At 70.8% G+C, this 25,439-nt stretch carries 18 protein-coding genes; 5 read left to right on the plus strand and 13 right to left on the minus strand.

What is annotated here, in order from left to right; translation table 11 throughout:
- Nucleotides 1-20 precede the first annotated feature (20 nt).
- The 5 genes from ACYVO6_RS38305 to ACYVO6_RS38325 all read right to left on the minus strand — a co-directional run bounded on the left by ACYVO6_RS38305 (nucleotide 21) and on the right by ACYVO6_RS38325 (nucleotide 8,482).
- Nucleotides 21-3,002 carry a helix-turn-helix transcriptional regulator gene (locus tag ACYVO6_RS38305; RefSeq protein ID WP_461069604.1) on the minus strand — a complete coding sequence of 994 codons (2,982 nt, stop codon included), beginning with the start codon at nucleotides 3,000-3,002 and terminating at the stop codon, nucleotides 21-23.
- Nucleotides 3,003-3,050: 48 nt separating this feature from the next.
- Nucleotides 3,051-4,895 (minus strand): glycoside hydrolase family 15 protein, encoded by a 1,845-nt coding sequence (locus ACYVO6_RS38310; RefSeq protein ID WP_461069606.1) that lies wholly within the window; start codon nucleotides 4,893-4,895, stop codon nucleotides 3,051-3,053.
- Between the two features lie 67 nt (nucleotides 4,896-4,962).
- Complete coding sequence (locus ACYVO6_RS38315; protein WP_461069608.1) at nucleotides 4,963-5,313, minus strand: UBP-type zinc finger domain-containing protein; 351 nt, start codon at nucleotides 5,311-5,313, stop codon at nucleotides 4,963-4,965.
- Complete coding sequence (locus tag ACYVO6_RS38320; protein WP_461069610.1) at nucleotides 5,310-6,809, minus strand: ATP-binding protein; 1,500 nt, start codon at nucleotides 6,807-6,809, stop codon at nucleotides 5,310-5,312. The genes ACYVO6_RS38315 and ACYVO6_RS38320 overlap by 4 nt, the downstream gene beginning before the upstream one ends.
- Entirely contained in the window at nucleotides 6,806-8,482 is a 1,677-nt protein-coding gene (locus ACYVO6_RS38325; RefSeq protein WP_461069612.1) for an NAD(P)/FAD-dependent oxidoreductase, read from the minus strand. The genes ACYVO6_RS38320 and ACYVO6_RS38325 overlap by 4 nt, the downstream gene beginning before the upstream one ends.
- Before the next feature lie 179 nt (nucleotides 8,483-8,661).
- Between ACYVO6_RS38325 and ACYVO6_RS38330 the strand changes: the two genes are divergently transcribed.
- The gene (locus ACYVO6_RS38330; protein WP_461069614.1) at nucleotides 8,662-9,498 is read left to right on the plus strand and encodes a DUF1206 domain-containing protein; all 837 of its coding nucleotides are present in this window, start codon (nucleotides 8,662-8,664) and stop codon (nucleotides 9,496-9,498) included.
- 53 nt (nucleotides 9,499-9,551) lie between these two features.
- Here the strand turns inward: ACYVO6_RS38330 and ACYVO6_RS38335 are convergent, their stop codons facing one another.
- The 6 genes from ACYVO6_RS38335 to ACYVO6_RS38360 all read right to left on the minus strand — a co-directional run bounded on the left by ACYVO6_RS38335 (nucleotide 9,552) and on the right by ACYVO6_RS38360 (nucleotide 19,233).
- On the minus strand, nucleotides 9,552-11,996 hold the full coding sequence (locus ACYVO6_RS38335) for a GH92 family glycosyl hydrolase (protein ID WP_461069616.1): 2,445 nt from the start codon (nucleotides 11,994-11,996) through the stop codon (nucleotides 9,552-9,554).
- Between the two features lie 251 nt (nucleotides 11,997-12,247).
- Nucleotides 12,248-13,411, minus strand: a complete 1,164-nt coding sequence (locus tag ACYVO6_RS38340; protein ID WP_461069847.1) for a S1 family peptidase — start codon at nucleotides 13,409-13,411, stop codon at nucleotides 12,248-12,250.
- Nucleotides 13,412-13,668: 257 nt separating this feature from the next.
- Nucleotides 13,669-14,691, minus strand: coding sequence for an ABC transporter ATP-binding protein (locus ACYVO6_RS38345; RefSeq protein ID WP_461069618.1), 1,023 nt, complete (start codon nucleotides 14,689-14,691; stop codon nucleotides 13,669-13,671).
- Nucleotides 14,684-16,777 carry a dipeptide/oligopeptide/nickel ABC transporter permease/ATP-binding protein gene (locus tag ACYVO6_RS38350; protein WP_461069620.1) on the minus strand — a complete coding sequence of 698 codons (2,094 nt, stop codon included), beginning with the start codon at nucleotides 16,775-16,777 and terminating at the stop codon, nucleotides 14,684-14,686. Before ACYVO6_RS38350 ends, ACYVO6_RS38345 begins: the two co-directional genes overlap by 8 nt.
- Nucleotides 16,778-16,791: 14 nt before the next feature.
- Nucleotides 16,792-17,718: an ABC transporter permease gene (locus tag ACYVO6_RS38355; protein ID WP_461069622.1), complete on the minus strand. Its 927-nt coding sequence runs from the start codon at nucleotides 17,716-17,718 to the stop codon at nucleotides 16,792-16,794.
- A gap of 15 nt (nucleotides 17,719-17,733) precedes the next feature.
- The gene (locus ACYVO6_RS38360) at nucleotides 17,734-19,233 is read right to left on the minus strand and encodes an ABC transporter substrate-binding protein (protein ID WP_461069624.1); all 1,500 of its coding nucleotides are present in this window, start codon (nucleotides 19,231-19,233) and stop codon (nucleotides 17,734-17,736) included.
- A 457-nt stretch (nucleotides 19,234-19,690) separates the two neighbouring features.
- Between ACYVO6_RS38360 and ACYVO6_RS38365 the strand changes: the two genes are divergently transcribed.
- Nucleotides 19,691-20,353, plus strand: a complete 663-nt coding sequence (locus ACYVO6_RS38365; RefSeq protein WP_461069626.1) for a response regulator — start codon at nucleotides 19,691-19,693, stop codon at nucleotides 20,351-20,353.
- 23 nt (nucleotides 20,354-20,376) lie between these two features.
- Here the strand turns inward: ACYVO6_RS38365 and ACYVO6_RS38370 are convergent, their stop codons facing one another.
- Nucleotides 20,377-21,225 (minus strand): helix-turn-helix transcriptional regulator, encoded by an 849-nt coding sequence (locus tag ACYVO6_RS38370; protein ID WP_461069628.1) that lies wholly within the window; start codon nucleotides 21,223-21,225, stop codon nucleotides 20,377-20,379.
- 140 nt (nucleotides 21,226-21,365) lie between these two features.
- On the opposite strand from ACYVO6_RS38370, the gene ACYVO6_RS38375 reads away from it, so the two are divergent.
- Entirely contained in the window at nucleotides 21,366-21,632 is a 267-nt protein-coding gene (locus tag ACYVO6_RS38375; protein ID WP_461069630.1) for an Atu4866 domain-containing protein, read from the plus strand.
- 17 nt (nucleotides 21,633-21,649) lie between these two features.
- Nucleotides 21,650-22,384 carry an SDR family oxidoreductase gene (locus ACYVO6_RS38380; protein ID WP_461069849.1) on the plus strand — a complete coding sequence of 245 codons (735 nt, stop codon included), beginning with the start codon at nucleotides 21,650-21,652 and terminating at the stop codon, nucleotides 22,382-22,384.
- A gap of 28 nt (nucleotides 22,385-22,412) precedes the next feature.
- Here ACYVO6_RS38380 and ACYVO6_RS38385 read toward each other — a convergent pair whose 3' ends face one another.
- On the minus strand, nucleotides 22,413-24,407 hold the full coding sequence (locus ACYVO6_RS38385) for a BTAD domain-containing putative transcriptional regulator (protein WP_461069632.1): 1,995 nt from the start codon (nucleotides 24,405-24,407) through the stop codon (nucleotides 22,413-22,415).
- Between the two features lie 136 nt (nucleotides 24,408-24,543).
- Between ACYVO6_RS38385 and ACYVO6_RS38390 the strand changes: the two genes are divergently transcribed.
- Nucleotides 24,544-25,422 (plus strand): alpha/beta fold hydrolase, encoded by an 879-nt coding sequence (locus tag ACYVO6_RS38390; protein WP_461069634.1) that lies wholly within the window; start codon nucleotides 24,544-24,546, stop codon nucleotides 25,420-25,422.
- Nucleotides 25,423-25,439 lie beyond the last annotated feature (17 nt).

Genomic DNA, 25,439 nt, shown 5'->3' on the forward strand with positions numbered 1-25,439 from the left:
GCTGTTCCTGAGCCGGGCTGTCAGCCGGACGCGGTCGTCCCGGGCTCGATCAGGCCTTCGCGGTAGGCGAGGGCCACGGCCTCGGTGCGGCTGGCGGCGCCCAGCTTGGCGAGGATGTTGGAGACATGGACGCTCGCTGTTTTGCCGCTGATGAACAGCTCCTCGCCGATCTGGCGGTTGGTGCGGCCGCGGGCGAGGAGCCGCAGGACGTCGTTCTCGCGCGAGGTCAGCGCCGGGGCGCCACCTGCCGCGGGTGAGATGTCCGCAAGGCGGGCTCGGCGGACCAGTTGGTCCACGCTGTCGCGCAGCGGCACCGCACCGAGCCGGACGGCCGTGTCGCGCGCCACGCGGGCTTGCTCGGCCGCCTCGTCGCGGCGCTCTGCCGTCACCAGGGCCTGCGCCAGGCGGAGTTGGCAGCGGGCCTGCTCATAGACGTCCCCGTAGCCGAACGCGGCGAGGGCCTTCTCCCAGGCTTCGACATCCGGCCCGCTGGTGGCGCGCGCCCATTCCGCCTCCGCGCGGGCCAGCCATGCCAGTCCCTCGGGGCCCTGCTGGGCGCCGTCCTCGCCCTTGGAGGCCGTGACCCGGGCCAGCTCCACCAGCTCCGTGGCCGTGTCCGTCCAGCGGAGAGCCCCCGCTTCGTCGCCGGTCAGCCGTGACTCCACGGCCGCGTCCGCGACGGCGGACAGGGCGAGGGCCGCGAGCCGTACGGCGACATCGGGGCGCTCCACAACGGATTCGTCGGTCAGCGCCGCGAGCGTCGTACGCATCTGCTTCACGGCCGCCTCGGGCTCGCCCCGCAGGGCGGCGGCGTCGGTGAGCACGGTGCCCGCGACGAGAGTGGCCATCCAGTCGAACGGTCCGTCGAGGAGGGCGCGGGCCCGCTCGGCGGCCGTGTGATCGCCGCGGGCCAGGGCCGCGTACAGCGCAGGACCGATCGCGAACGCCCCTGCCGCGGGCAGCCGTTCGGCGTCGGCGGCCGCTGTCCGGACGCATTCGTCCCAGCGGCCCAGGGTGTAGAGCGCCAGGGAGTGCAGGTAGCGCATCTCCAGGGGATAGGGCGAGGAAAGCAGCCCCGCGCGGTCCGCGCGCTCCAGGCCGTCGGAGAGCCAGCTGAGGCACTCGTCCAGGTCGCCGGCCTCGTAGGAGCCGATGGCGAGATTGAACAGCGCGCGTATTTCGATGGGGACGTTGCCGGCGCGACGGGCCAGCTCGCGCGCCTCCCGCAGCCGGGCCCGGCCTTCCAGGGTGCGGCGGTTGTGCGCCTCGAGACCGATCAGGGAGATCAGCAGATCGGCTCGGGCGTCGCCCACGTCGAGTTGCTCGGCGACGCGCAGGGCCTGCAGGGCGACGCGGCGGGCGGTCTCGTCCTCGCCCACGTATCTCGCCGCCATGACGTGGGTGGCCGCGGCCCACACCCACGTACGCGACGGAGGCTCCGCGGAGATCATGGCGAGCGCCTCGCTGCTGTAGGTGAACGCCGCTGTCAGGCTGTCGATCCGCATCAGATTGCCCGCGAGCGTGTACCGGACGCGCGCGGCCAGTTCGGAGTCCGTGTCCGAGCCGACCCGGGCGAGCGCGGCACGGGTGAGCGCGACCGCCCGGTGGGTCTCGCCGGCGTGCGCGGCCGCGGCCGAGGCACGCAGGGTGAGCGCCACCGTGTCGGGGACGCCGTCCGGCAGTGCGGAACGGGACACCGCCGGCCACAGGTCGAGGGCGGCTTCGAGGTGGCGGAGTTCCTCGGCGGGCGCGCCGATCCGCCCGGCGTGGTCGGCGGCCTCGAGTGAGGCCGCGAGGGCGTCGGCCAGGTCGTGGCTCTCGCGGGAGTGGTGGGCGCGCTCCGCCGCGCTCTCGGCCTTGTGGCCCCGCCCGGCCAGCAGCCGGGCGAACACGCGGTGCAGCCGCACCCGCTCGCCCGGCAGCAGATCGGCGTAGACGGCTTCGCGGATGAGGGCGTGCCGGAAGGAGTACGTGTCCTCCTCGCCGGGGACGAGGAGCTGTCGGCCGACGGCCTCACGCAGCGCCGACTCCAGCTCCTGCTCGGGCAGGCCGACGGCGTCGCGCAGCAGCTCGTGCTCGACGCGGCGCCCGGCGACGGCCGCCGTGCGCAGTACCTGCTGGGCGGTGGCGGACAGCTGCTCGAAACGGATGAGGAGGACGTCGGCGAGGCCACTGGGCACGGCGGACGCCGGAGTGGATCCGCCGGGCACGGTGTCGGCGGTGGCGGCGAGCAGTTCCTCCGCGTAGAAGGCGTTGCCCTCGGCGCGCTCGACGATACGGCGGACGGTGGCCTCCGGCAGCGGAGCGGCCCGCTGGGCGCGTACCAGCCGGGCCACCTCGGCATCGGGCATCGGCCGCAGCTCGAGGCGGTCGACGCCGGGCAGCCGCACCAACTCGGCCAGGAGGGGGCGCAACGGGTGACGGCGGTGCAGATCGTCGGCCCGGTACGACGCGAAGACCGCCAGGCGGTGAGTGGGCGTGCCGCCCGCAGACCGCTGGAGAATGCCCCGGCTGAGCAGGAAGCGCAGCAGGTCGCGGGAGGACTGGTCGGCCCAGTGCAGGTCCTCCAGCACCAACAGCAGGGCAGTGACCTCGGAGAGGTCGGCCAGCAGAGCGGCCATGTCCTCGAACAGCTGCAACCGGCTGCCCGCGTCCCGTACGGCACCGCCGCCGTCGCCGAGCAGCCGGCCGACCACGGGATGCTCCGCCAGGATGGCGGAGAACCGATCGTCGGAGGCGAGCACGCCGAGGATCTCGGTGAACGGCAGATACGGCAGGCCGACGTCACCGAGGTCGACACAGTGCCCCGTGAGAACGGTCATGCCCTTCTCCACGGCGTGCCTGGCGGCCTCGGCCAGCACGCGCGTCTTGCCCACACCGGCGTCCCCCGCCACCAGCACGGCACGCGCCTCACCTGCCCGGGCACCCTCCAATACCCGGGTCAGACGGGCGAGTTCGTCCTCGCGGCCGATGAACGGCGCGGTGAAAGCGGTGGTCGGCACGGAACCATCCTGGCACGCGCCTCTGACACGGACACCGCCCCCAACTGCTCAGCCCAGCGCCCGGTCGAGGTTGAACGCGGCGCTGATCAGGGCCAGGTGGGTGAAGGCCTGCGGGAAGTTGCCCTGCTGCTCGCCGGTGTGGCTGATCTCCTCCGCGTACAGGCCGAGGTGATTGGCGTAGGTGAGCATCTTCTCGAAGGTCAGCCGGGCCTCGTCGAGCCGGCCGGAGCGGGTGAGTGCCTCGACGTACCAGAAGGAGCAGATGGAGAAGGTGCCCTCCTCCCCGCGCAGACCGTCCGGGCTGACCAGAGGGTCGTAGCGGTAGACGAGCGAGTCGGACACCAGGTCGGCGGTGAGCGCGTCCAGGGTGGAGAGCCACTTCGGGTCGTGGGGGGAGATGAACTTCGCCAGCGGCATCATCAGTACCGAGGCGTCGAGCACGTGGTCCTCCTCGTGCTGGACGAACGCCTCCCGGGTCGTGGACCAGCCCTTGTCCATGATCCGCCGGTAGATCGTGTCGCGGATCTGCCCCCAGCGGCCCAGCTCGGCGGGCAGGCCACGGCGCCGGGCGATGCGTATGGCGCGTTCGATGGCAACCCAGCACATCAGCCGGGAGTACAGGAAGTTCTTGCGCCCGCCGCGGGTCTCCCAGACGCCCTCGTCAGGCTGGTCCCAGTGCTCGCAGACCCAGTCGACCAGGGCACACACCGCGTCCCAGTGGTCGCTGGAGATGGGCTGCCCCCACTTGTCGTAGAGGTAGATCGAGTCGATGAGGGCCCCGTAGATGTCGAGCTGCAACTGGTCGACGGCGGCGTTGCCGACACGTACCGGAGCGGAGCCCCGGTGTCCCTCCAAGTGGTCCAGTTCGCGCTCGGGCAGCTCGGTGCGTCCGTCGATGCCGTACATGATCTGCAGGGGGCCCGAGGGCCCACCGCCGTTCCGGTCGACGCGCTCGGACAGGAAGTCCGTGAACGCCTTGGCCTCGCTGGTGAAGCCGAGCCGCAGCAGTGCGTAGACGCAGAAGGCGGCGTCCCGGACCCACAGGTAGCGATAGTCCCAGTTGCGCTCGCCGCCGATCTGCTCGGGCAGGCTGGTCGTCGGGGCGGCCACCATCGCGCCGGTCGGGGCGTAGGTGAGCAGCTTGAGGGTCAGCGCGGAACGGTGCACCATCTCCCGCCACCGGCCGCGGTACTGAGAGGCCGACAGCCATTGCCGCCAGAACGCCACCGTGGCGGCGAACTGCTCCTCCGCCTCGATGTGCGGGCAGCCGCGCGCCTCGACGTCGCCGTCGACCCGGTCGAGCGCGAACACCGCGGACTCGCCCTGGCCGAGCTTGAACTCCGCGGTCACGTCGAGGTCGTCGCACTCGACCGGAACGGTGGCGGTCAGCGCGAGCGAGAGGTCGGCGGACTCGAACAGCGTCGCGTCGTCGAGCTGCCGCAGGGTGTGCGGCTGCGTTCCGTAGCCGAACCTCGGCGCGATCCGGGCGCGGAACGGGATGGATCCCCGTACGCAGACCACCCGCCGGATCAGCCGGTGCCGGTCGGCCTCGGTCGCCGCGGCGGTCTCATCGGCGACCGGCATGAAGTCCTGCACCTCGCCCACCCCGTCCTCGGTGAGGAAGCGGGTGATGAGCACGTTGGTGTCCGGGAAGTAGAACTGCTTCGTCGTCGCCGGCACGGCGGCAGCCAGCTCGAAGGACCCGCCGCGGTCCGCGTCGAGAATCGAGCCGAAGACACTCGGAGCGTCGAAGGACGGACAGCAGTACCAGTCGATCGTGCCGTCGGTGCCCACCAGCGCGACGGTGCGCAGGTCGCCGATCAGTCCGTGCTCGGCGATGGGCAGGTAGGGTGCGGACCCGCCTGAGCCCGGGTGCGTCGAGGTATCGATCATCGCTGCGGTCTTCCTCCACTTTTCTACTGGACTGACCCGAGCCGGCCCCACAGCACGCCGGACCACGTCAGCGCAGCGTGTCCGCCCAGTTCGCCGGAACCCGGCCCGCCGGCCCGGGCGTTGGCTGGTCCGGAGGGCGGCTGACCGGGGGAGCGAGGTCGGGGCCGGACTCGTACAGCTCGGAGGTCTCGTAGTTCCAGAACCAGCTCTCACCCGGTTCGAAACTGCGGATGATGGGATGGCCCGTACTCCGGTAGTGGGCCGTGGCGTGCTTCGCGGGGGAGCTGTCGCAGCAGCCGATGTGGCCGCACTGGGCGCACCGTCGCAGGTGGATCCACCAGCCGCCGACTTCACCGCACTCGACGCATCCGGTGCCGCTCGGCGGAACGAGGGGGTCGATTCTGGCCGCAGTGGTCATGACGCCTCCTGAGAGGTCTCGAAATCCGCGGCAGAGGCCTCGGGATCCACGGCAGGGGTCTCGGGATCCGCGGCCGTGAGCGGGAGGAAGACCCGGAAACGGGTGTCGCCGGGCACGGAGTGCACCTCAAGATGCCCATGGTGCTTGTTCACCACGATGCGCCAGGAGATGTCCAGACCGAGACCGGTGCCCTCACCCACGGGCTTCGTCGTGAAGAACGGATCGAAGATACGGCCGCGGATCTCCTCCGGCACCCCGGGCCCCGTATCGCGGAACTCGACGAGCAACTGCTCCCGCTCCAGGGCCGTCCGCACAGTCAATGTGCCCTCGCCGTCCGTGCTGTTCATCGCGGAGACCGCGTTGTCGATGATGTTCGTCCACACCTGGTTGAGCTCACCGGGGTACGTGGGAATCCTCGGCAGCGTACGGTCGTACTCCTTGACGACCTTGATGCCTGAGCCGATCTTCCCGGACAGCATCAGCAGCGTGCTGTCGAGGAGTTCGTGCACGTCGCAGACCTGGTAGGGCGCCCGGTCGAGCTGGGAGTACTGCTTCGCCGCGTTCACGAGGTTCGAGACACGAGTCGTGGAGTCCTCGATCTCGCTCATGAGGAGCTCGGTCTCGACGGTGTAGTTGAGCCAGCCCACGGCCCCCTGCAGCATCTCCGGATCCACGGCTGCCGCGACCCGCTCCAGCCAGTCGGTGTCGAGCCCGGCCTGCACGAACGTCGGGGCGATCTGCCAGCCGCCCTCGATGCCATGATCGTCGAGCCAGTCGGAGAGCGCGTCCTCGCGGTCGGAGGCTTCGAGGGGGCTCAGGGCGGGTGCCTTGGCGACCCGTTCGGCCGTGCTCTCCTGAATGTCTATCAGCGTCTTCAACGCCTCACGGTGGTACGGACCCGCGGCGATGACACCGAGCTTGTGCCGCATGTGCGCGACCCGGTCCCGCAGCGAAGAGGTGGCCCGCACCGCCGCTGCCGCCGGATTGTTGAGCTCATGCGTCAGCCCCGCGGACAGCGAGCCGAGCGCCAGCAGCCGCTCACGCTGGTTGATGGTCCGCTGGGTGTTCTGGCTGCCGAAGAACATCCCTTCCAGCAGATGTACGGCCATGGGGAACCAGTCCCGCAGGACCGCGGCGAACGTCTCGGCGGGCAGGACGAAGAACCGCGAAGGCTCGGTGACCCGCACCGAACCCTTGTAGCGGGCCTCCTCCGACATGGCCAGATAGGCCTGCATGGCCCCCGCGTACACCCCGCGCTGGGAGGTGCGGCTGATCTCCACGTCGTCGGCGCCGACCCGGCGCGACATCACCAGCGTGCCTTCGAGGAGTACGAAGAAGCAGGTGGCCGGCTCGCCCTCCTGGTACACGTAACCGGGCTCGAACTTCTCCACCCGGCCCTCGCGGCACAGTCGCGCCAGCTGATCCGCGTCCAGCTTCTCGAACAGGAACAGCGTGCCGAGTTCCGCCACGTCGCAAGGCATCGGCTGCCCGCTCACGACTGCTCCAGATACCGGTGTACGAGCATCACGGCCATGGCTCCCTCTCCGACGGCGGAGGCGACACGCTTCGCGGACTCGGCACGCGCGTCGCCCGCCACGAACACCCCGGGCACATTGGTCTCCAGGTGGTACGGCGGCCGGTCCAGCTCCCAGCCCGGCGGCGGCTGCCCGTCGGCGGTCAGGTCGGGTCCGGCGATGATGAATCCGCGCTCGTCCCTGAGCACCGTGCCGTCCAGCCAGTCGGTCAGCGGGGCCGCGCCGATGAAGACGAACATCCATTGTGCGTCGACGAGTTCGGTGTGGCCGCTCTCGATATCGCGCAGGGTGAGCTGCTCCAGGTGGTCGGAGCCGTGCGTCGCCTCGACGACCGTCCCCGTACGCACCGAGATGTTGGGCGCGTCCATGATCTGCTCGATCAGGTAGTGCGACATCGACGCGGAGAGGGACTGGCCGCGCACCAGGAGGGTGACCGATTTGGCGCCCCTGGCCAGATACATCGCGGCCTGCCCGGCGGAGTTCGCGCCGCCGACGATGTACACGTCGTGCCCCTGGCACCCGGCCGCCTCGGTCAGCGCCGAGCCGTAGAACACCCCGCGTCCGGTCAGGTCGTCCGCGCCGGGTGCCTCCAGCTGCCGGTACGACACGCCGGTCGCCAGGATCACGCAGTGCGCGGCGATCGCGGAGCCGTCCGAGAACCGCACGGTGCGCGCCGCGCCGTTGACCTCGAGGCCGGTCACCTCGCGCGCGGTCAGGATCTCGGCTCCGAACTTGGACGCCTGACGTCGCGCACGGTCGGTGAGCTGCGCCCCGGAGACGCCGTCCGGGAAGCCGAGGTAGTTCTCGATCCGTGAGCTCTGGCCCGCCTGCCCACCCGTGGCGGAGCGCTCGACGAGCACGGTCCGCAGCCCCTCCGAGGCACCATAGACGGCGGCGCCGAGCCCCGCGGGTCCGCCGCCGATGACGACGAGGTCGTAGAAGTCCTCCGCCGGTGTCGTGGCCAGACCCACCTGGGCGGCCAGCTCCGGATCCTCGGGCTCGACGAGCGCCGTCCCGTCGGCGGTGATCACGAGCGGCAGCCGCTGCCCGTCCGCCCCCGCGCAGGCCAGCAGCCGCCGGCCTTCGGGCTCGTCCGACGAGTACCAGCGGTACGGCACCTGGTTGCGGGCCAGGAACTCCCGTACGTCCGACGACCGCGCCGACCAACGGTGTCCGACCACTTTCGTGATCGGAACCGCCCGGTGATCGGTGGCCCGCCAGGCCTCCAGCAGATCGTCCAGGACGGGATAGAGCTTCTCCTCCGGCGGATCCCAGGGCTTGAGGAGATAGTGGTCGAGGTCGACGACGTTGATCGCGTCGATGGCCGCGTTCGTGTCCGCATACGCGGTCAGCAGCACCCGGCGCGCGCCCGGGTACACGTCCAGCGCCTGCTCCAGGAACTCGATCCCGTTCATCTGCGGCATGCGGTAGTCCGCGAGGATCACCGCCACGAGATCACCGCGCAGCTTCAGCTCACGCAGTGCGTCCAGAGCGCTCTCCCCGGACTCCGCGCGCACGATCCGGTACGACTCGCCATAACGACGCCGCAGGTCGCGGGCCACCGCACGCGACACTCCGGGGTCGTCGTCCACGGTCAGGATGACGGTTCGTGCCGCGTCGGTGCCTTGTGCCATACGTTCCCCACCCCGAGCGGTCGCGTTCCGGAGCGGCCTCACTCCGGGCCGCTCCAGCGGCTGTCCATCATACGTTCGGTCGCCCTGCTTCGCTCTGCGGGACCGGGAGGTACTGCCTGGTCGAGCCCGCCCTGAGTGTGATGCGGCGGAGTCGGGGCACCTGGTCGAGGGAGGCGACGATGGATACGAGCACGTTGATGCGAGGCAAAGGGCTCAGGACCCGCCGGGCGGCGGGCTCACTGACCGAGGGCGCCGCCCGGGCGGGATTCACGGCGCGCGGTGTCATCTACCTGCTGGTCGGCATGCTCGCGCTGCAGTTCGCCCTCGGGGACAGCAGGCGGCAGGCGGACCAGGGCGGAGCGCTCGCGGAGGTCGCCGAGAAGCCCTTCGGGGCCGTCCTGCTCTGGGCCCTGGGCGTCGGCCTTGTCGGCATGGCGCTCTGGCGGCTGTCCGAAGCGCTCTTCGGCGCGGCGGGCCCGGACGGCCGTACCTGGAAGAAGCGGCTGTCGTCGGCCGCACGCGCCGTGTTCTACGGATTCGTCGCCTACTCCGCTCTCTCCTTCGCCGCCGGCGCTCGCGGGAGCGGGGGCGGATCGAGCGACGGACGGTCACGGGACGTGACGGCGAAGGTCCTGGACATGCCCGGTGGGCAGTGGTTCATGGGTGTGGCCGGTGGCACGGTCGTGTGTGCGGGTTTGTGGATGGCCGGCCGGGCCGTGCTCCGCAGCTACCACAAACACCTGAGGCTTGCGCGAATGCCGTGGAGGACGCGCCGGTTGGTCGACGTGGCGGGTGTCGCGGGCGGGGCGGCCCGCGGTCTGGTGTTCGCGGCCGCCGGAGTCTTCGCCCTCCGAGCGGCGGTCGATTACGAACCCGACAAGGCCAAGGGCATGGACGACACGCTGCGCTCGTTCACCGAGACACCGATGGGACCGTGGCTGCTGGCGTGCGTCGCGGTCGGCCTGGTCCTCTTCGGGCTCTTCTCGTTCGCCATGGCCAAGTGGCGCAGGCTCTGACGGACGATGCCCCGGATCCCAGGGATCGGATCCGGGGCAACAGTGACGTCGCGTCAGCGGGGCAGGCTCTCGGGCGAGGTCGCCCAGTTGGTGTCCGGCTGCTCACCGAGCCGGAAGGTGAGGTTGCCACCGCTCTGCAGGAAGCGGGCGTCGGTCCAAGAACGGTCGTACGGACGCCCGTTGAGCCGGACACCGCTGACGTACGGGTGGCCGGCGTCGGCGGCGGGCGCGTCGATGACGATGTCGCGGCCGGGCCGGTCGACGACGGCGTGCGGGAAGAGCGGCGCGCTCAGGAGCATCGAGGCGCTGCCCGGGGTCTGCGGATAGAGGCCGAGGGCGGAGAAGACGTACCAGGCGGACATGGTCCCGAGGTCGTCGTTGCCGGGCAGCCCGGCCGGTCCGGTGCCGTAGACGGTGTCGACGATCTGCCGCACCGTCGCCTGCGTCTTCCAGGGCTGACCGAGCGCGTTGTAGAGCCACGGGGCGTGGATACCGGGCTCGTTGGTCGGGTCGTAGCGCAGCGGGTCGCCGCCCTTCACGGACCAGGACCCGTCGGGCTTGTGGAAGAAACCGTCCAGCCGTCGCGCGGCCACCTCACGTCCGCCCATCGCCTCGGCGAGGCCCTGGACGTCCTGCGGCACCATCCACGTGTACGTCGCGCTGGTTCCCTGGGCGAAGCCCCGGTCGCTGCCGGGGCTGAACGGCGTCACCCAGGATCCGTCGAGGTTGCGGGCCTGGATGTAGCCGGAGGTGCCCGCCCCGTCGGACGCCTGCGGGTTGAAGACGTTGCGCCACCAGCCGCCCCGCTCGGCGAACGCGGCGGCCTGCTTGTCGAGGCCCAACAGCTCCGCCCAGCGCCCGAGCGCCGAGTCGGCGACCGAGTCCTCCAGCGTCTCGGCGGCGCCGCCCCAGCAGTGGCAGACGTCCTGCGCGGCGTAGTGGGAGGTCAAGTACTGGGCTAGATTGGGCCGTTGACCTGTGCACTGGCCTGGGCAGCCGGCGTCGGAGAGCCCGTCGGGGTGCGGCACGGTGGCCTGGCGGGCCAGCGAGTCGAAGGCGCCGCGATAGTCGAAGTTGCGTACGCCCATCGCGTAGAACGTGGCCAGCGTCGCCGCCGAAGGATCGCCGGTCATGACGTGGGTCGCGCCGCTGATGTGCACCCAGCGGTCCCACACGCCGCCGTTCTGCCGCGCGAAGTTGTAGAGCGACTGGGCGAAGTCCCCGGCGATACGCGGTTTGAGCAGGGCGAGCAGTTGTACCTGCGCCCGGTACTGGTCCCAGCCGGAGAAGTTGCTGTACTGCGCCTGCTGCCCGCGCTCCACGCGATGCGCCTTGCCGTCCATGCCCGGATAGCGGCCGTCGGTGTCGCTGACCAGGTTGGGCTGCAGGAGCGAGTGGTAGAGCGCGGTGTAGAAGGCGGTGCGCTGGTCCGTGCTGCCGCCGTCGACGCGTACGGAACGCAGTTCGCGGTCCCAGGTGCGCGTGGCGGCCGCGGCGACGTCGTCGACGCTCGCCCGCGGCGCTATCTCCTGGCGGAGGTTGACCTCGGCGCCCGCCAGGCTCACGTACGAGATCCCGAGCCGCATGCGGACATCGTTGTCAGCGCTGGTGTCGAAGCCGACCCAGCCGCCGGAGCCGCGGCCCGCCCGGTCCGCGCCCGTGGCGTATCCCTCGCCGCCTGAGCCGGTGGTGGCGCCGGGGGAGAGGGTGCCGTCCTTCCACGTACCCGTCGTGGAGAACGCGCGGTCGAAGGAGGCGCTGAAGTAGAGCCGGTAGTAGCTCTTGCGGTTGTTGGTCCCGCCGTTGGCACGCCGCCCACAGAACGCCCCGGTCAGCACCGACCCGGTCACCTTGCGGTTCGCCCGGTCGATCTCGATCTGGGCGTCCTCGCTGCCGTTCAGGGAGTTCGAGACGCGGAAGAGCAGGTTGGCGGGCTTGTCGGCGGGGAACGAGAAGTCGGCGACGCCCGCGCGCTGCGACACGGCGAGGTCGGCGCGGGCACCGGAGTCGAGGCCCACGGAGTAGCGACCCGGCACGGCCCGTTCGTCGGCGTGCGAGAAGTTCGCGGCGTAGACGGCGTCCTTGGTGTCGGCCGAGGGCGAGGAGGTGACGTCCCCGACGAACGGCATGATCGGTACGTCGCCGGCGGCTCCCGGGTTGCAGCCCGCGCCGTTCACGTGGGTCAGGCTCAGACCGCGCAGCCGGGTCGCGTTGTACTCGTAGCCGTTGGCGGCACCGGTGCTGGTCTGATCGCCCCTGGTGCTGGTCGGCGACCAGGCGATCATGCCGTACGGGAGGGTGGCACCGGGGTAGGTGTTGCCCCCGTTCGCCGTGCCGATCAGGGGGTCGACGTACGCGGTGAGGTGGGACGGGGCATCGGCGGACTCGGCCGCCGAGGAGACCGGGCCGGGCAGTGCGGCGGCGAGCGCGGTGGTCAGCGCGAGAGCGGCGGCTCGTCTGCCGAACCTCCGCACTAAGATCGCGGATCTGAGGGCCATGTCACGGAACCTTCCGGTAAGGACGGACGGCGCGGCCCGGACTCCCGCCAGGGAGATGGGACCGCAAAGCGCCGCCGAGCGTAGATCATCGGGGCGCGGAGTGAACCGACGGCAGTGGCAGACTCGGTGAACGCGCGGTGAATCCAGGGCCCTTGGGCCCTCGGTGTTGGGCCGCTCGTGTTGCGCTTGGGCAGGACGGGGCTCCGCCACCCGTGCGGTGACGGAGCCCGCGTACCTGCGCTGTGGTGGGGTCAGGCCGTGTGCAGAGTGAGCCCGTACCGGTTGAGGATCTCGTTGATCGGCTGGTACCAGGTCCGGCCGCCGCTGGTGCAGTTGCCCGAACCGCCGGAGGTGACCCCCTGGGCCTGGTCGCCGCTGATGTACGAGCCGCCGGAGTCGCCCGGTTCGGCGCAGACGCTGGTCCTGGTCATCTGATGGACCGCGCCCTGGCTGTAGTTGACGGTTTCGTTCTTGCCGAGCACGGTGCCGCAGTGCCAGTGCGTGGTCGACCCCGACCGGCAGATGGAGGCGCCGACGGGTGCCTCGGCGGAGCCGCGGACGAGCTGGTCGGGGACAGTGCCCCAGCCGAGCACGACGGGCACCGTCCACCAGCCGCTGCCGACGTTGACCCAGGCGTAGTCGTTCTCCGGGAACGACGACCCCTGGAAGTTGCCGATGTGCGACCGGTCCCAACCGCTGACACCGGCTCCGGCCTGGCCGCAGTGCCCTGCGGTGACGAAACCGCCGTGCACCGAAAAGCCTATGGAGCAGCGGACGTTGCCGGTGTAGTAGGGGTCGCCGCCGACCGTACCGGCGGCAAAGGTCCGGGGCGCCTCGGCGGACTCTTCGACGGTGACAGGACCTGCGGCGCGGGCCCGCTCGACGAACTCCTGGACATCGTTGTCAGCGCGCTGCGCGCCGACAACGCTCACGACGACCGCGCTGGTCCTGGGATCGACATGCCAGCCGCTGACGCCGTCCGGCGCGGGCAGCTTGTCGATACGCGCCTTGACCGCGTCGAGCTGTGGTGCGCTGTGCTTGACGGTGACGGTACGGACGTTCGCGCCGCTCTCTCGTACGGCGTCGACGGTGGCGTCGGGGGCGGCGGCCGTCACGGCGACGGTCAACTTGCCGCTCTCCGCGTCGAACCAGGAGCCTCCGTATGCCGCTCCCGCTGCTCGCCGCGCCTTCGTTTCGATGGCTGCCGCCGCCTTCTCGTCGGCCAGCCGCGCCTCGGCCTGGGACCTGGTCAGCCCCAGGTCACGTTGCATGGCGGCGAGGAGGGCGGGGGAGGCTGGGGTTTCGGAGGAGCGGACGGCTCCGGAGGTGTCGGGGGCATCGTTGGCGGAGGCGGGCAGAGTGCCCGCGCCGGCCCAGGTGCCGAGCAGGAGGAGTGTGGCCAGGCCGGTACGCATGGCTGTGGTGCGTCTCAAGGCAGTAGCCCTTCGTTGTTCCAGCAAGGTGGGGGTGGAACAGCAGAACGGTGAGAGCGCTCTCGGTGCGTGCCGGGGCAGAGCCTAACCGGTGATCATGGTCAGGTCCATACCAATGACGTGGCGGGTGAACGAGTGGGCGTACGGGGGCGAGTTGGTGGCCTTGCCAGTCGGCCGCACCGGCCTTCAGCGGGCTGGACTCCGGAGCGGTCTTCGATGGGCCGCACCGGCATCCCGGCTCAGGAGGCGCTCGCCCGGTGATCTCCCGTGAGCGCGGATGCCTCCTCCAGTGGGAAGTGGCATGCCGCCGTATGGCCCGGTGCCGCGAGCGCCGGCGTCGGGACGGCTTCGGCGCATACGTCCTCCGCGTGCCGGCACCGGGTCCTGAAGCGGCAGCCGGACGGAGGGTCGGCCGGTGAGGGGATCTCGCCGGTGAGGAGGATGCGTTGCCTCTTCGCCCTGCCGCCGGCCGCCAGGGACGGGGCCGCCGACAACAGCGCTGCCGTGTAGGGGTGGCGCGGCTGCTCGAAGACCTCCTCGGCCGGGCCGGTTTCCACGATCTTCCCCAGGTACATCACGGCGACGCGGTCGGCGACGTGCCGTACGACGGACAGGTCGTGCGAGATGAACACGTACGACAGCCCCAGCTCGTCCCGTAGATCGCACAGGAGGTTGAGCACCTGGGCCTGAACCGACAGGTCCAGTGCGGAGACGGGTTCGTCGCAGACGATGACGTCGGGCTCCAGGGCCAGAGCGCGGGCGATGCCGATGCGCTGCCGTTGTCCTCCGGAGAACTCCTGCGGGTAGCGGTGGGCGTCGGAGGCCCGCAGCCCGACCATCTCCAGCAGCTCGGCGACGCGCACCGCCCGCTTCGCGGCGGGCACGAGGTCGCGGTGGGTGCGCCAGGGCTCGCTGATCAGATCTGCCGCGCTCAGGCGGGGGTTGAGCGAGCCGAACGGGTCCTGAAAGATCATCTGCACCTTGCGCCGCCAGGCGAGCAGCCTCCCGCCCGACAACGAGAACGGGTCCACTCCCTCGAACCGCACGGTGCCCTCGTCGGGATGTTCCAGCCGCAGCAGAATCCTGGCCAGCGTGGATTTGCCGCAGCCGGACTCGCCGACGAGGCCGAGGGTTTCGCCGCGTCCCAGGTTCAGGTCCACGCCGTCGACCGCGCGCAGCCTGGTGCTGCCCTTCGCGGTGCGAGGCACGGTGAAGCTCTTGGCCAGGCCGGTGGCTTCCAGCAGGGTCCCGGGCTCAGGCATCGGCCAGTTCCTTCCCGAAGTGGCAGGCGGCGGCGCGGTCGGTTCCGGTTCCGGCGAGTTGCGGCCGCTGGGTGGCGCACAGGTCGCGGGCCATCGGGCAGCGCGTACGGAAGGCGCAGCCGGAGGGTACGGAGCGGGGGTCGGGCGGGCCTCCGGGGATGGAGCTGAGCCGGGATCCCTTGTGCTGTTCGGCTGGCACGGAGTCCAACAGGCCCCGTGTGTAAGGGTGGTTGGGCTTGCCGAACACCTCGGCCACCGGCCCCGTCTCCACGACCGTACCCGCGTACATGACGGCGACCCGGTCCGCGTGCTCGGCCACAAGACCGAGGTCGTGCGTGATGAGGACCAGCGCCATCTGCTGCTCGCTCCGCAACTCCCGGAGGAGGTCCATGATCTGGGCCTGCACGGTCACGTCCAGTGCCGTCGTGGGCTCGTCGGCGAGCAGCACCTTCGGCCGCAGCGCGACCGCCATGGCGATCAGCAGCCGCTGACGCATGCCTCCGGAGAACTGATGCGGATACGCGTCCGCGCGCGACCGCGCTTCCGGGATGCCCACGCGTTCCATCAGCTCAACGGCCTTGGCCCGCGCAGCGCGCCGCGACATCCGCTCGTGGATACGGAACGGCTCCGCGAGCTGCGCCCCGACCGTGTGAACGGGATTGAGCGCGCTCAGCGCATCCTGAAAGACGATGGCGAGACCGGGTCCGGCCAGCCGACGCCGCGCCCGCGCGCCCAGCGCGAGCAGGTCCTCACCCTCCAACCGCGCCTGCCCACCCACGACTTCGGCAGCGGGATCGAGCAGCCCCGCGACCGCGTGCGCGGTCATGCTCTTGCCGCATCCGGACTCGCCCAGCAGGGCGAGGGTCTCGCCGGACCGTACGCCGAAGCTCACACCGCGCACGACGGGAAGGGGCCCGGCGGGGGTGCGTACAGAGACCGAGAGACCGTCAACGGCCAAGGTGCCGGGGGGTGTTGGGGGTGCTTCGGCGGGAGTGGGTTCGGCCCTTGTCTCGGGGGCGGCCGGGCCAGGTTCGGCTGTCCTCCCCGCCGGGACGGCCCGGGTCGGCTCAACTTCCGCCTCTTGGACGGTGGTAGGAGTGGATTCGGGGCGCCGCCCCCCACGCCGCAGCCCTCGTCGCCACCGCTGCCCCGGGTCGGTCGAGAGCCGGGCCCAAGCGGCGAGTACGGTCGCCGACACCGTCGTGATGACGATGGCGAGACCGGGGAACAGCGCTATCCACCAGGCGCTCTGCAACTCCTGGCGGCCCTGCGCCACCATCAAACCCCAGCTCACGTCCGGCGGTTGGATGCCGATGCCGAGGAAACTCAGTGAGGACTCGGTCAGCATCACGAAGCAGAAGTCGAGGGCGGCGACGGTGAGCAGGGTGGGCAGCACCGTGGGCGCGACGTGACGTCGGATGGTCGACCAGCTGCTCGTACCGAAGGTGCGGGCCGCGTCGATGAACAGCCGGCTACGCAGTTCGGCGGCCTCGGCGCGCGCGGTGCGCAGGTATACGGGGATCCGGGCGACGGCCAGTACCAGAACGATGTTCGCGGCGCTCGGCGAGAACACGTACAGCACGACCACGGCCAGCAGCAGCGAGGGGAAGCTGAGGATCACATCGGCGATCCGCAGGGACACGTTCTCGCGCCAACCCCCGTGATAGCCCGCCCACATGCCCCACACCGAGCCGACGACGAGGGAAACCAGGACAGCGGGTACGGCAACGGACAGGGTCGTCCCGGCCGCCGCTATCAGCCGGGCGGCGACAGGGCGGCCGAGGGAGTCGCTGCCGAGTACGTACGCCCAGCCGTCGTCGAGGCTGAAGGGCGGCCGGCTGGGGTCGCGCAGGTTCTGACGCGTCGCCAGGTCCCCGATGAGGAGCGGGCCCAGTACGGCGCACAGTGCGACCAGCAACAGGACCAGGGCCGCCGCGAAGGCGAACCGGTCCTGGAGCAGCAGAGCAGGCCACTTCGCCCGTACCACCGCCCCCTTGGCCCCCTCGGTCCCGGAATCCGGGCCGCTCTCCCCGCCCTTGACGTCCTTTTCCACGTCCTGCCGGAGCACGTCGCTCTTCGGGAGCATGTCACCTCCTTGACTCACGCCGCCGCCTGCTGCCGGACCCGCGGGTCGAGGAGCGCGTGACAGATGTCCACCAGGATGTTGAGCGCGAAGATCACCAAAGCGGTCAGCAGCACCGCGGCCTGCAGGACCGCGAAGTCACGCTGCAGAACCGAGTCGATCATGAGCTTGCCGATGCCGGGCCAGCCGAAGATCGTCTCGACGACGACGGCCCCGTTGACCAGCCCGACAGCGAGGTCACCCGCGACGGTGAGCGCCGGTGCCGCCGCGTTGCGCAGGGCGTGCCCGAAGACCACCCGCGACTCGCTCGCCCCCTTGCTGCGCGCCACCTTGACGTACGGGGCGGACAGCGCGGAGACCATGGCGCCGCGTACCACCTGCACCAGCACCCCGAACGGGCGGATGAGCAGCGTCACCACGGGCAGCACCCACGCCGCCGCGCCGCTCGTGCCGGAGGTGGGCAGCCAGCCGAGCGTCACCGCGAAGACCAGCACGCCCATGATGGCGAACCAGAAGTCGGGCACGCTGGCGGCCGTCGAGGACAGAAAGCTCGCGACCCGGTCGGTCGCCGAGTTGGGGCGGTACGCCGCCAGGCTGCCGATCACCACCGCGCCCACGAGAGCGAGCAGCATCGTCCAGCCGGCCAGCTGAAGCGTGGCGGGGAAGGCCCGCAGCACCGCCTCACCCGCCGGCTGAGCGGTGCGCAGTGATTCACCGAAGTCCAGGTGGGCGACCTGGCCGAGGTAGTCACCGAACTGGGCGAACAGCGGGTCGTCGAGACCGTTGCGGGCAGCGAACTCGGCCCGCATCTCGGGCGTCGCGCTGAGCGGCAGGTACAGATTGGCGGGGTCCCCGGTGAGACGGGCCAGGAAGAACACCCCGAGAACCACGACCAGCAGGGGGATCACGCTGGAGACAGCGCGACGGCGCAGCATGGTGAACATCGGTCCGCTCCTCCCTCAGTCCGTACGGTGCATGTCGGCGAGCCGCATCTCGTCATTGGTGGCCGAGTCCGGCCGGTAACGGACGTTCGAGGAAAGAGCCATGATCCCGGTCATGTTGGCCATGACGGCGTCCCGTACGACCTCGTCGTTCTGGTACGCGAAGGTGTCCGCGAACGCCTTCTGCCGCGCCTCGCCCCCGGCGAGCTGGGCCTCGTCGATCAACGCGTCCAGCTCAGGAGTGCCGTAACTGCTCTGCGCGCCCTCACTGCCGTAGATCTGCCCCATCGTGAACGCGGCGTCCCCCGCCTGGTTGCCGTGCTGTGCCTGGAGGAGGGTGGGACCGATGCCCTTGGGGAAGGGCCGCAGCAGGTACTCCAGCCAGGCGTTGACGTCGAGCATCTTGATCTCGACCTTCAGCCCGGCCTTGAGCAGGCCGTCCTGTACGACCTCCATCGCCTCGGCGGCCTTGGGGTAGATGGCGTTGCGGCCGATGATCGTGATGGTCCGGTCGGTCGGGACTCCGTCGGCGCGTGCCTCGTTCACGAGTTTCTTCGCGCGCTCCGGGTCGTACGGCCATGCCCGTACCCGTGGGTTGTGTCCGGTGACGCCCTTCGCGACGAGCTGGCCGCTCGGCCGGCCCGCGAAGACCGCCGTGACCAGGCCTTCGCGGTCGATGGCGTAGTTGATGGCCTGGCGGATCCGGATGTCGTCGAGGGGCGGCTTGTCGGCGTCCATCCGCAGGAACGAGACCTCGTTGGTGGCGAACTCCACCGCCCGGTCGCCCGCCCCGTCCTCGGGAGCGAGCCCGATCGCGACATCCGCCTCGTCATTGGTCACCATGGCCGCGCGTACGCTGCCCTCCGCCCGCCATACGTACTTCGCGGCGGCGTACTCGGGGGCCTTGCCCCAGTAGCCGGGGTAGCGCTTCAGGCGAAGGAAGCGGCCCTGGCTCCATTCGTCGATCCGGTACGGGCCCGTGCCGACCGGCTCGCGCACCCTGGCACCGGGGTTGGTGGTGGTCGGCACCATCTCGACGAAGGACAGGCGCAGCGGGAGGATCGGGTCCGGCTTCGCCGTCTTGACCTCAAGTGTCGTGTCATTGACAGGAGTTGCGGTGACCTCGCTGTCCGTGAAGATATAGCCGTCGACATTGCAGTCGATGTCCGAGTCCGTGGCGCGCTTGATCGAGAACGCCGCCGCTTCGGCCGTGAACGGTGTGCCGTCATGGAACGTGACGCCCTCGCGGAGCGTGAAGGTCCACGAAGTGGGCGACGTACGGGTCCACTTGGTGGCCAGCGCCTGTTCCAGCCGCCCCGTGGACGGTTCGCGCTCGGTCAGCGCCTCCGTGATGTTGGCCCGCGTCACCCGGCCCGTCGCGGTGAGCGAGGCATCGCAGGGCTCGAGCGTCGGCGGCTCCTCGGGCAGGACGACGCGCAGGGTGTCCGGGCCTTCCCCGATGGGGTCGGCGCCGGCCACCGAGCATCCGGAGACGGCGAGCAGAACGCCTACGGACATGAACGCGCCCACCGCTCGCCCCCGGCGAGAACGGGCGATGGAGCGGGTGCGCAATAAGCCTGGACCGGCCACTGATCCTCCGGGCTGTTCGAGCTACGTCCACACGACGGCCACAACGTCCACAAGAAGAAACAACGTTTAGATATGTGGACGCGACATTATGAGGTCGACCGAGCGGAACGCGTCAAGACATGTGCAGAAAGAGACTCAACATGTCTGCGAACAGCCCGTTCTCATGGGCCTGTTGGTCGTGGGGTCCGCAGCGTCTCGTAACAAGTGCGCCACTTCCGGACGCACCCGATCGAATGCGGTCTGCATGTTGACTCGGACATGGCAGTCTCTGCGTGTCCGCGGATGGCGGATGCGTCACTGACAACGTTGCCTTGGTGATGCCGGCGTCGACGCCGGCATCACCAAGGCACTCCGAGACCTATTTGCCCGCTGAGTGAGAAGCAACATGACCTACGTCAATGTCTCTCTCGACCGATCCCGTAGCGGACCCCTGCTGCGCGCCCTGCGCGGGGCACGATTACTGCCTCCGCTCGTCCACCCGTGGGGATCGCACCACGCCTACGAAGAGCTGCTGACGCAGCCGCGGTCGCTCGCGATCCTCGACGTACCGGACGAGCGGTGGAGACCTGGCCTCGAGCATCGCGTCGGACTGCTGCGCCGGCTGGCGCCCGTCATCGCCCTCGTACCCGAAGGCACCGATGCCGCCGATCTCCTCGACGCGGGAGCCGACAATGTCCTGACCCGGAACATGCCGATCCAGGAACTGGCCGTACGGCTGGCCACAGAACGGCGCTCGCTGGCCTCGGCGAGGCCCGTACCCCACGAGCAGGTTTCCCCGCCGGCCTCGATGCTTCCCCACCACGGCTCGCAGAGACTGCTCCTGCGTCTGCTGCTCACCGATCGACAGCCGTGGTGCTGCCACGACCTGAGCCGACTGCTCGGCACCGCCGAACAACCCCTGAACCGTGCGGCCCTGCGCGCCCGGCTCGACAGGCTCAATGCCGCTCTGGAGCCGCTGGGACTGGCCCTGACCAGGTCCGGCGCTTGGAAGCGGCTCTTCTACACGGTGGTGCCTTCGGCGGGGGACCGGGCCGTAACTGGGCCATGACGGTTCGTCAGCGCTGCCGGTGTCTAGCCGTGGTGACGGTGCTCCGCCTGGTGTCGGGTGGCGTGGAGGGAGCCGAGGAGGCCCAGGGCGTGGGCGCTGGGGCTGCCTGGCTCGGCGTGGTAGATGACGAGTTGCTGGCCGGGAGCGTCGCGTACGTCGAAAGCCTGGTACGTGAGGGCGAGTTGGCCGACGTCCGGGTGGAGGAAACGCTTGGCGTCCTGGGTCTTGCCGCGCACGGTGTGGGCGTTCCACAGGCGGGTGAAGTCCGCGCTGTGCTCGGTGAGGGTGCGGACGAGCTCGCGTAGCCGGGGGTTGTCCGGGTCGAGTCCTGCTGCCTGGCGCAGATTGGCCACGGTGGCCTGGGCCGTCCCGTTCCAGTCCGGGTAGAAGGTGCGATGCGCGGGATCGAGGAACGCCATCCGGGCCAGGTTGTCCGCCGGCTCGAAGGGGGAGTACAGGGCATCGGTCAGGGCGTTCGCGGCGATGATGTCCAGCGTCGGGTTGATCACGAACGCCGGGGTGTTCGGGTATCCGTCCATCAGCTGGCGCAGCGCCGGACCGACCCTGTCGGGGGCGTGGACGGACGGCTGGTCGCTCGGAATGGTCCCGGCCAGCCGGAACAGGTGGGCGCGGGCGTCCGTGTCGAGGCGCAGTGAGTGGCTGAGGGCGTCGAGCACTTGGGGGGAGGGGTGGCGTTCGCGGCCTTGTTCCAGGCGGGTGTAGTAGTCGGCGTTCACCCCGGCGAGAACGGCGACCTCCTCACGGCGCAGTCCGGGGACGCGTCGGACCCCGTAGCTCGCCATGCCGACGTCCTCCGGCCGCAGGCCCGCCCGCCGCGCGCGAAGGAAGTCTCCCAAGTGGTTGTCAGCCATGGCCTCAGGCTAGGCGGCGACTCGATGCGCTGCCTGGGTGTGTCGCACCCAGGCAGCACGCGTCCTGGTTGACGGTCGCCGACCTGCCCAGACTCGGTGGCGCAGGAGACAACCGCACCGACGGACGAGAGGAGTTCGCCATGGCCAGGACCGTTGACGACGACAGCGTCGACGTGGTCGGGATGTGGGTGACGGCAGACGGTCACATACGCCAGGAGCTGCGCCCGGACGGCCGCTACGACGAAGCCCGCGGCGACCGGCGCAGCGCGTACACCGGCCGGTACACGGTGACCGGCAGCCACCTGGACTACGTCGACGACACCGGATTCACGGCGACGGGCGACATCCGCGACGGCGTGCTCCATCACGAGCACCTCGTCCTCCACCGGCAGGAGAAGCAGGCATGACGAACGAAGAAGCAGGCATGACGAACACGGCCAAGGTGGTACTGGTCACCGGCGCGAGCAGCGGCATCGGCGAGGCGGCTGCCCTGCGGCTGGCCGCCGACGGCCACCATCTCTTCCTGGGCGCGCGGCGCACCGATCGTCTGGAAGAGCTGGTCTCGAAGATCACCGCCGAGGGCGGCAGCGCGGCGTACCAGCCGCTGGATGTCACGGACGCCGCCGATGTACGCGCCTTCGTGTCCGCCGCCCGCGGTCGCTGGGGCGGGGTGGACGTGATGGTCAACAACGCCGGGGTGATGCCGCTCTCGCCGCTCGCGGCACTGAAGGTCGACGAGTGGGACCGGATGATCGACGTGAACGTCCGTGGCGTGCTCCACGGCATCGCCGCGGCCCTGCCGGTGATGCGGGAGCAGGGTGGTGGGCAGTTCGTGAACGTCGCGTCGGTCGGCGCGTACGAGGTGGTGCCCACCGCCGCGGTGTACTGCGCCACCAAGTTCGCCGTACGCGCCATCTCCGAGGGGCTGCGCCAGGAATCGCCCGGTGACATCCGGGTCAGCGTCGTCTCCCCGGGCGTCACCGAGTCCGAACTCGCCGACTCCATCTCCGACCCGCGGGCCCGTGACGACATGAAGGCCTACCGTGCGGTGGCCATCCCCGCCTCCGCGATCGCGGACGCCATCGCCTTCGCCATCAGCCGACCCGCCGAGGTCGACGTGAACGAGATCGTGGTGCGGCCTGCCGCGAGTGTGCATTAGCTCCGGAGGCGTAGGCCCGGGAGCAGCCTCATCGGGGGTGCCGCTCAAGTGCCGCGGCGAGGGCGGAGAGGTGGTGGGATACGGGACCCAGGGTGAGCAGCCCGCTGCCGGCTCCAGCCAACTCCTCTGCCGCGGGCGTCAGTTCGGTATGGGCGCGCCGCATCAGCTCCCGGTCGCCTACGGCGATGGCTGCTCGCCCCGTCAGGCACCACAGAGCTTCGAGGAGCAGGTCGCGCGGTGGGTCCGGGATCGAGTGCAGCGCCGCCGCGGCCTCGTGGCGTCGGCCCTGGTCCAGCAGGATCAGGGGGCGGACCCAGGGTTCGTACGGACCCCAGTCGGTGTGGTCGTCGGCCGGTACGGGGCGCCCCTGCTGCACACGCAGGCTCAGGAGCGCGAGCGGGAGCAGCCCGCGCCGCAGTCCGGGCATGCCGGCGCCGTCCAGGCGCGTGGCCGCGCTGCGGTACGCAGCCTCCGCCTCGGCATACGCTCCCGCCGCGGCGAGCCGCAGCGCGGCGTACCACTGCGTGAACACGCCCACCAGTGGCAGCTCGTTGCGCTCGGCGAGACGGTCCACGGCCGCGGCGTGCCGGTCCGCGCCGGTGAAGTCGGCGAGTGCGCTGCGGGCTTGGAGGCGTACGAGGTGGCCGAGTACCTCGTACGTGACCAGGCCGTGTCGCGTGGACAGTTCGATCAGCTCGGCGCCGATCGCGTCGCGGCGCGGAGCCAGCCCCGCGCGGTGGAAGGTCTGCATGAACCGGCCGTTGAGGGCGAAGGCGAGCAGCGTGGGATCGTCCAGACGGCGGGCGATTGCCTCGGCCTGTCGCGCGGCCTGCAAGCCGTGTGCCATGGGGACATCCTCGGTCGTGGAGACCGTGGGGAGTGTGCCGCGCGACTCCACAGCGATCGTGGCCAGCAGCCGGGCCCGGGCCGCCTCGTGTCCGGTGGGCGGGAGGGCGGTCAGGGTGCGCTCGGCCGCCGCGACGACGTGCCCGGCCTGTTCCGGGTCGTCCAGGCGGGTCCAGATCGCCGGGACGTCGTAGATCCCGATCACGCGGGCTGTCAGTTCCGGGTCTCCCAGTTGCTCGGCCGCCGCGACGGCCGCCACCCGGTGCCCGCGGGCCGCCTGCAGACCGCCGCCGCCCCCGGTCACCGCGAGATTGCGCAGCAGCCCCACCGTCGACTCCAGCCGGGCGCGGGAAGCGGAGGGCACAGTGCGCTCGTAGGCGGCGGTCGCCTGCGCCCACACGTGTTCGGCGGTCGGCCCGGCGTCGAGGTGGCCGGCCTGGTGGAGGATGTCCGACTCCAGGCCGCGCAGTCTCCGGCCCGGGTCCACGCCGAGTTGTTCGGTCAGCAGGGTGCGTGCCCGGCGGAGTACGGCGAGCGCGTCGGCCTGGCGGCCGGTGCGGTACAGCGCCAGGACCAGGAGACGCCAGGCGTCCTCGCGCCAGGGGTGCTCGGTCACGTGCGCGTCGAGGTCCGGCACGGCCTCGGCCGCCTGGCCCAGGGCCAGCTGTGCCTCGGCCCGGCGTTCCAGGGCGTGCAGGCGCAGTTCGGTCAGCCGGGAGCGCTCGGCGCGGACCCAGGTCTCGTCGGCGAAGTCGGCGTAGGCGGGGCCGCGCCACCGTTCCGACGCCTGCTCCAGCCGGGCCGCTCTCTCGGCCGCGGGCAATGCCCCGGCGGCGGCCACCTCCCGCTCGAAGGCCCAGGCGTCGACCGTGTCCTGGCCGGCCCGCAGGACGTACCCGGGCCCCTCGGTGACCAGGAGGCGGGCCGGAGTCCGCGGCCCACGCTCCGGCTCCAGCGCACGGCGCAGCGCGGACACGAAGGTACGTACCGCTCCTACGGCGTTGGGAGGCGGATCCGGCCAGAGGTCCTCGACGAGGCGGGTCACCGGGACCACGCGGCGACGGGCGACGATCAGCCTGGCCAGAACCGCCCGGTGCCGTGGGCCCTTCAGGGCGATCGGCTCCCCGGCGTCGTCCCAGGCGACGACCGGACCCAGCACCCCGAACTCGACCCGCACGCCCTCGACCGCCCTCTCCGACCTCGTCCGGGGCCACGTTATAGCGCGCTGACCAGATGCTCATTCGCCTCCCACAGGCTGAAGGCATCGATACGGCCGGCGGCTCGGACACCGCCTCGAACGAGAGCAGCACACCATGGCACCGACCCTTCCCGACTTCGACTACCAGCGCGTTCCTGTCGCTGATGGCGTTGCCCTCAACGTCGCCGTCGGTGGCTCCGGCAGCCCGGTCGTGCTGCTGCACGGCTTCCCGCAGACCCACCTGATGTGGCGGCACGTCGCCGCCGATCTCGCGAACGACCACACCGTGATCTGCCCCGACCTGCGCGGTTACGGAGCCAGTGACAAACCCGCGGAGACAGGCCCCGACGTCTACGCCAAGCGCACCATGGCCGCCGACGTCATCGCCCTGGCCCGCGCGCTGGGCCACGAGCGGTTCGCGCTGGCCGGCCATGACCGCGGTGCGCTCGTCGCCTTCCGCGCCGGTCTCGACCATCCCGCCGCGATCACCCACCTGGCCTGCCTCGACGTACTGCCCACCGTCGACATGTGGGAGGCGCTGCACGGCACCACCGCGGCCCTTGGCTTCCATCTCTACCTGATGGCGCAGCCGCCCGGCCTGCCCGAGCGGATGATCGCCGCCTCCGCGGACGCCTTCTTCGGCCACTTCCTCGACCTGTGGGCAGGCGACCCGCGGGCGATCCCGGCCGACATCCGCGCCGCCTACCTGGACGCCTGCCGCTCCGCGGTGCCCTCGATCGTGGCCGACTACCGGGCCTCCGCGGGCATCGACGTCGACCATGACCGCGACGACCGCGCGGCCGGCAACGCGTTGCGGATGCCGGTCAGTGTCCTGCAGCTGGACTGGGGCGCCGCCCTCGGTTACGACGCCACGGCCCTGTGGCGGGCGTGGGCGCCCGACCTGCACCACACCACGGTCACCTGCGGCCACTTCATGGCCGAAGAAGCCCCCGCCGACATCACCAAGGCCCTCCGCGACCTTCTCGCCGGCTGAACACGCCGCGGGCTGGG

It is taken from the genome of Streptomyces pseudoechinosporeus, from assembly GCF_054783935.1.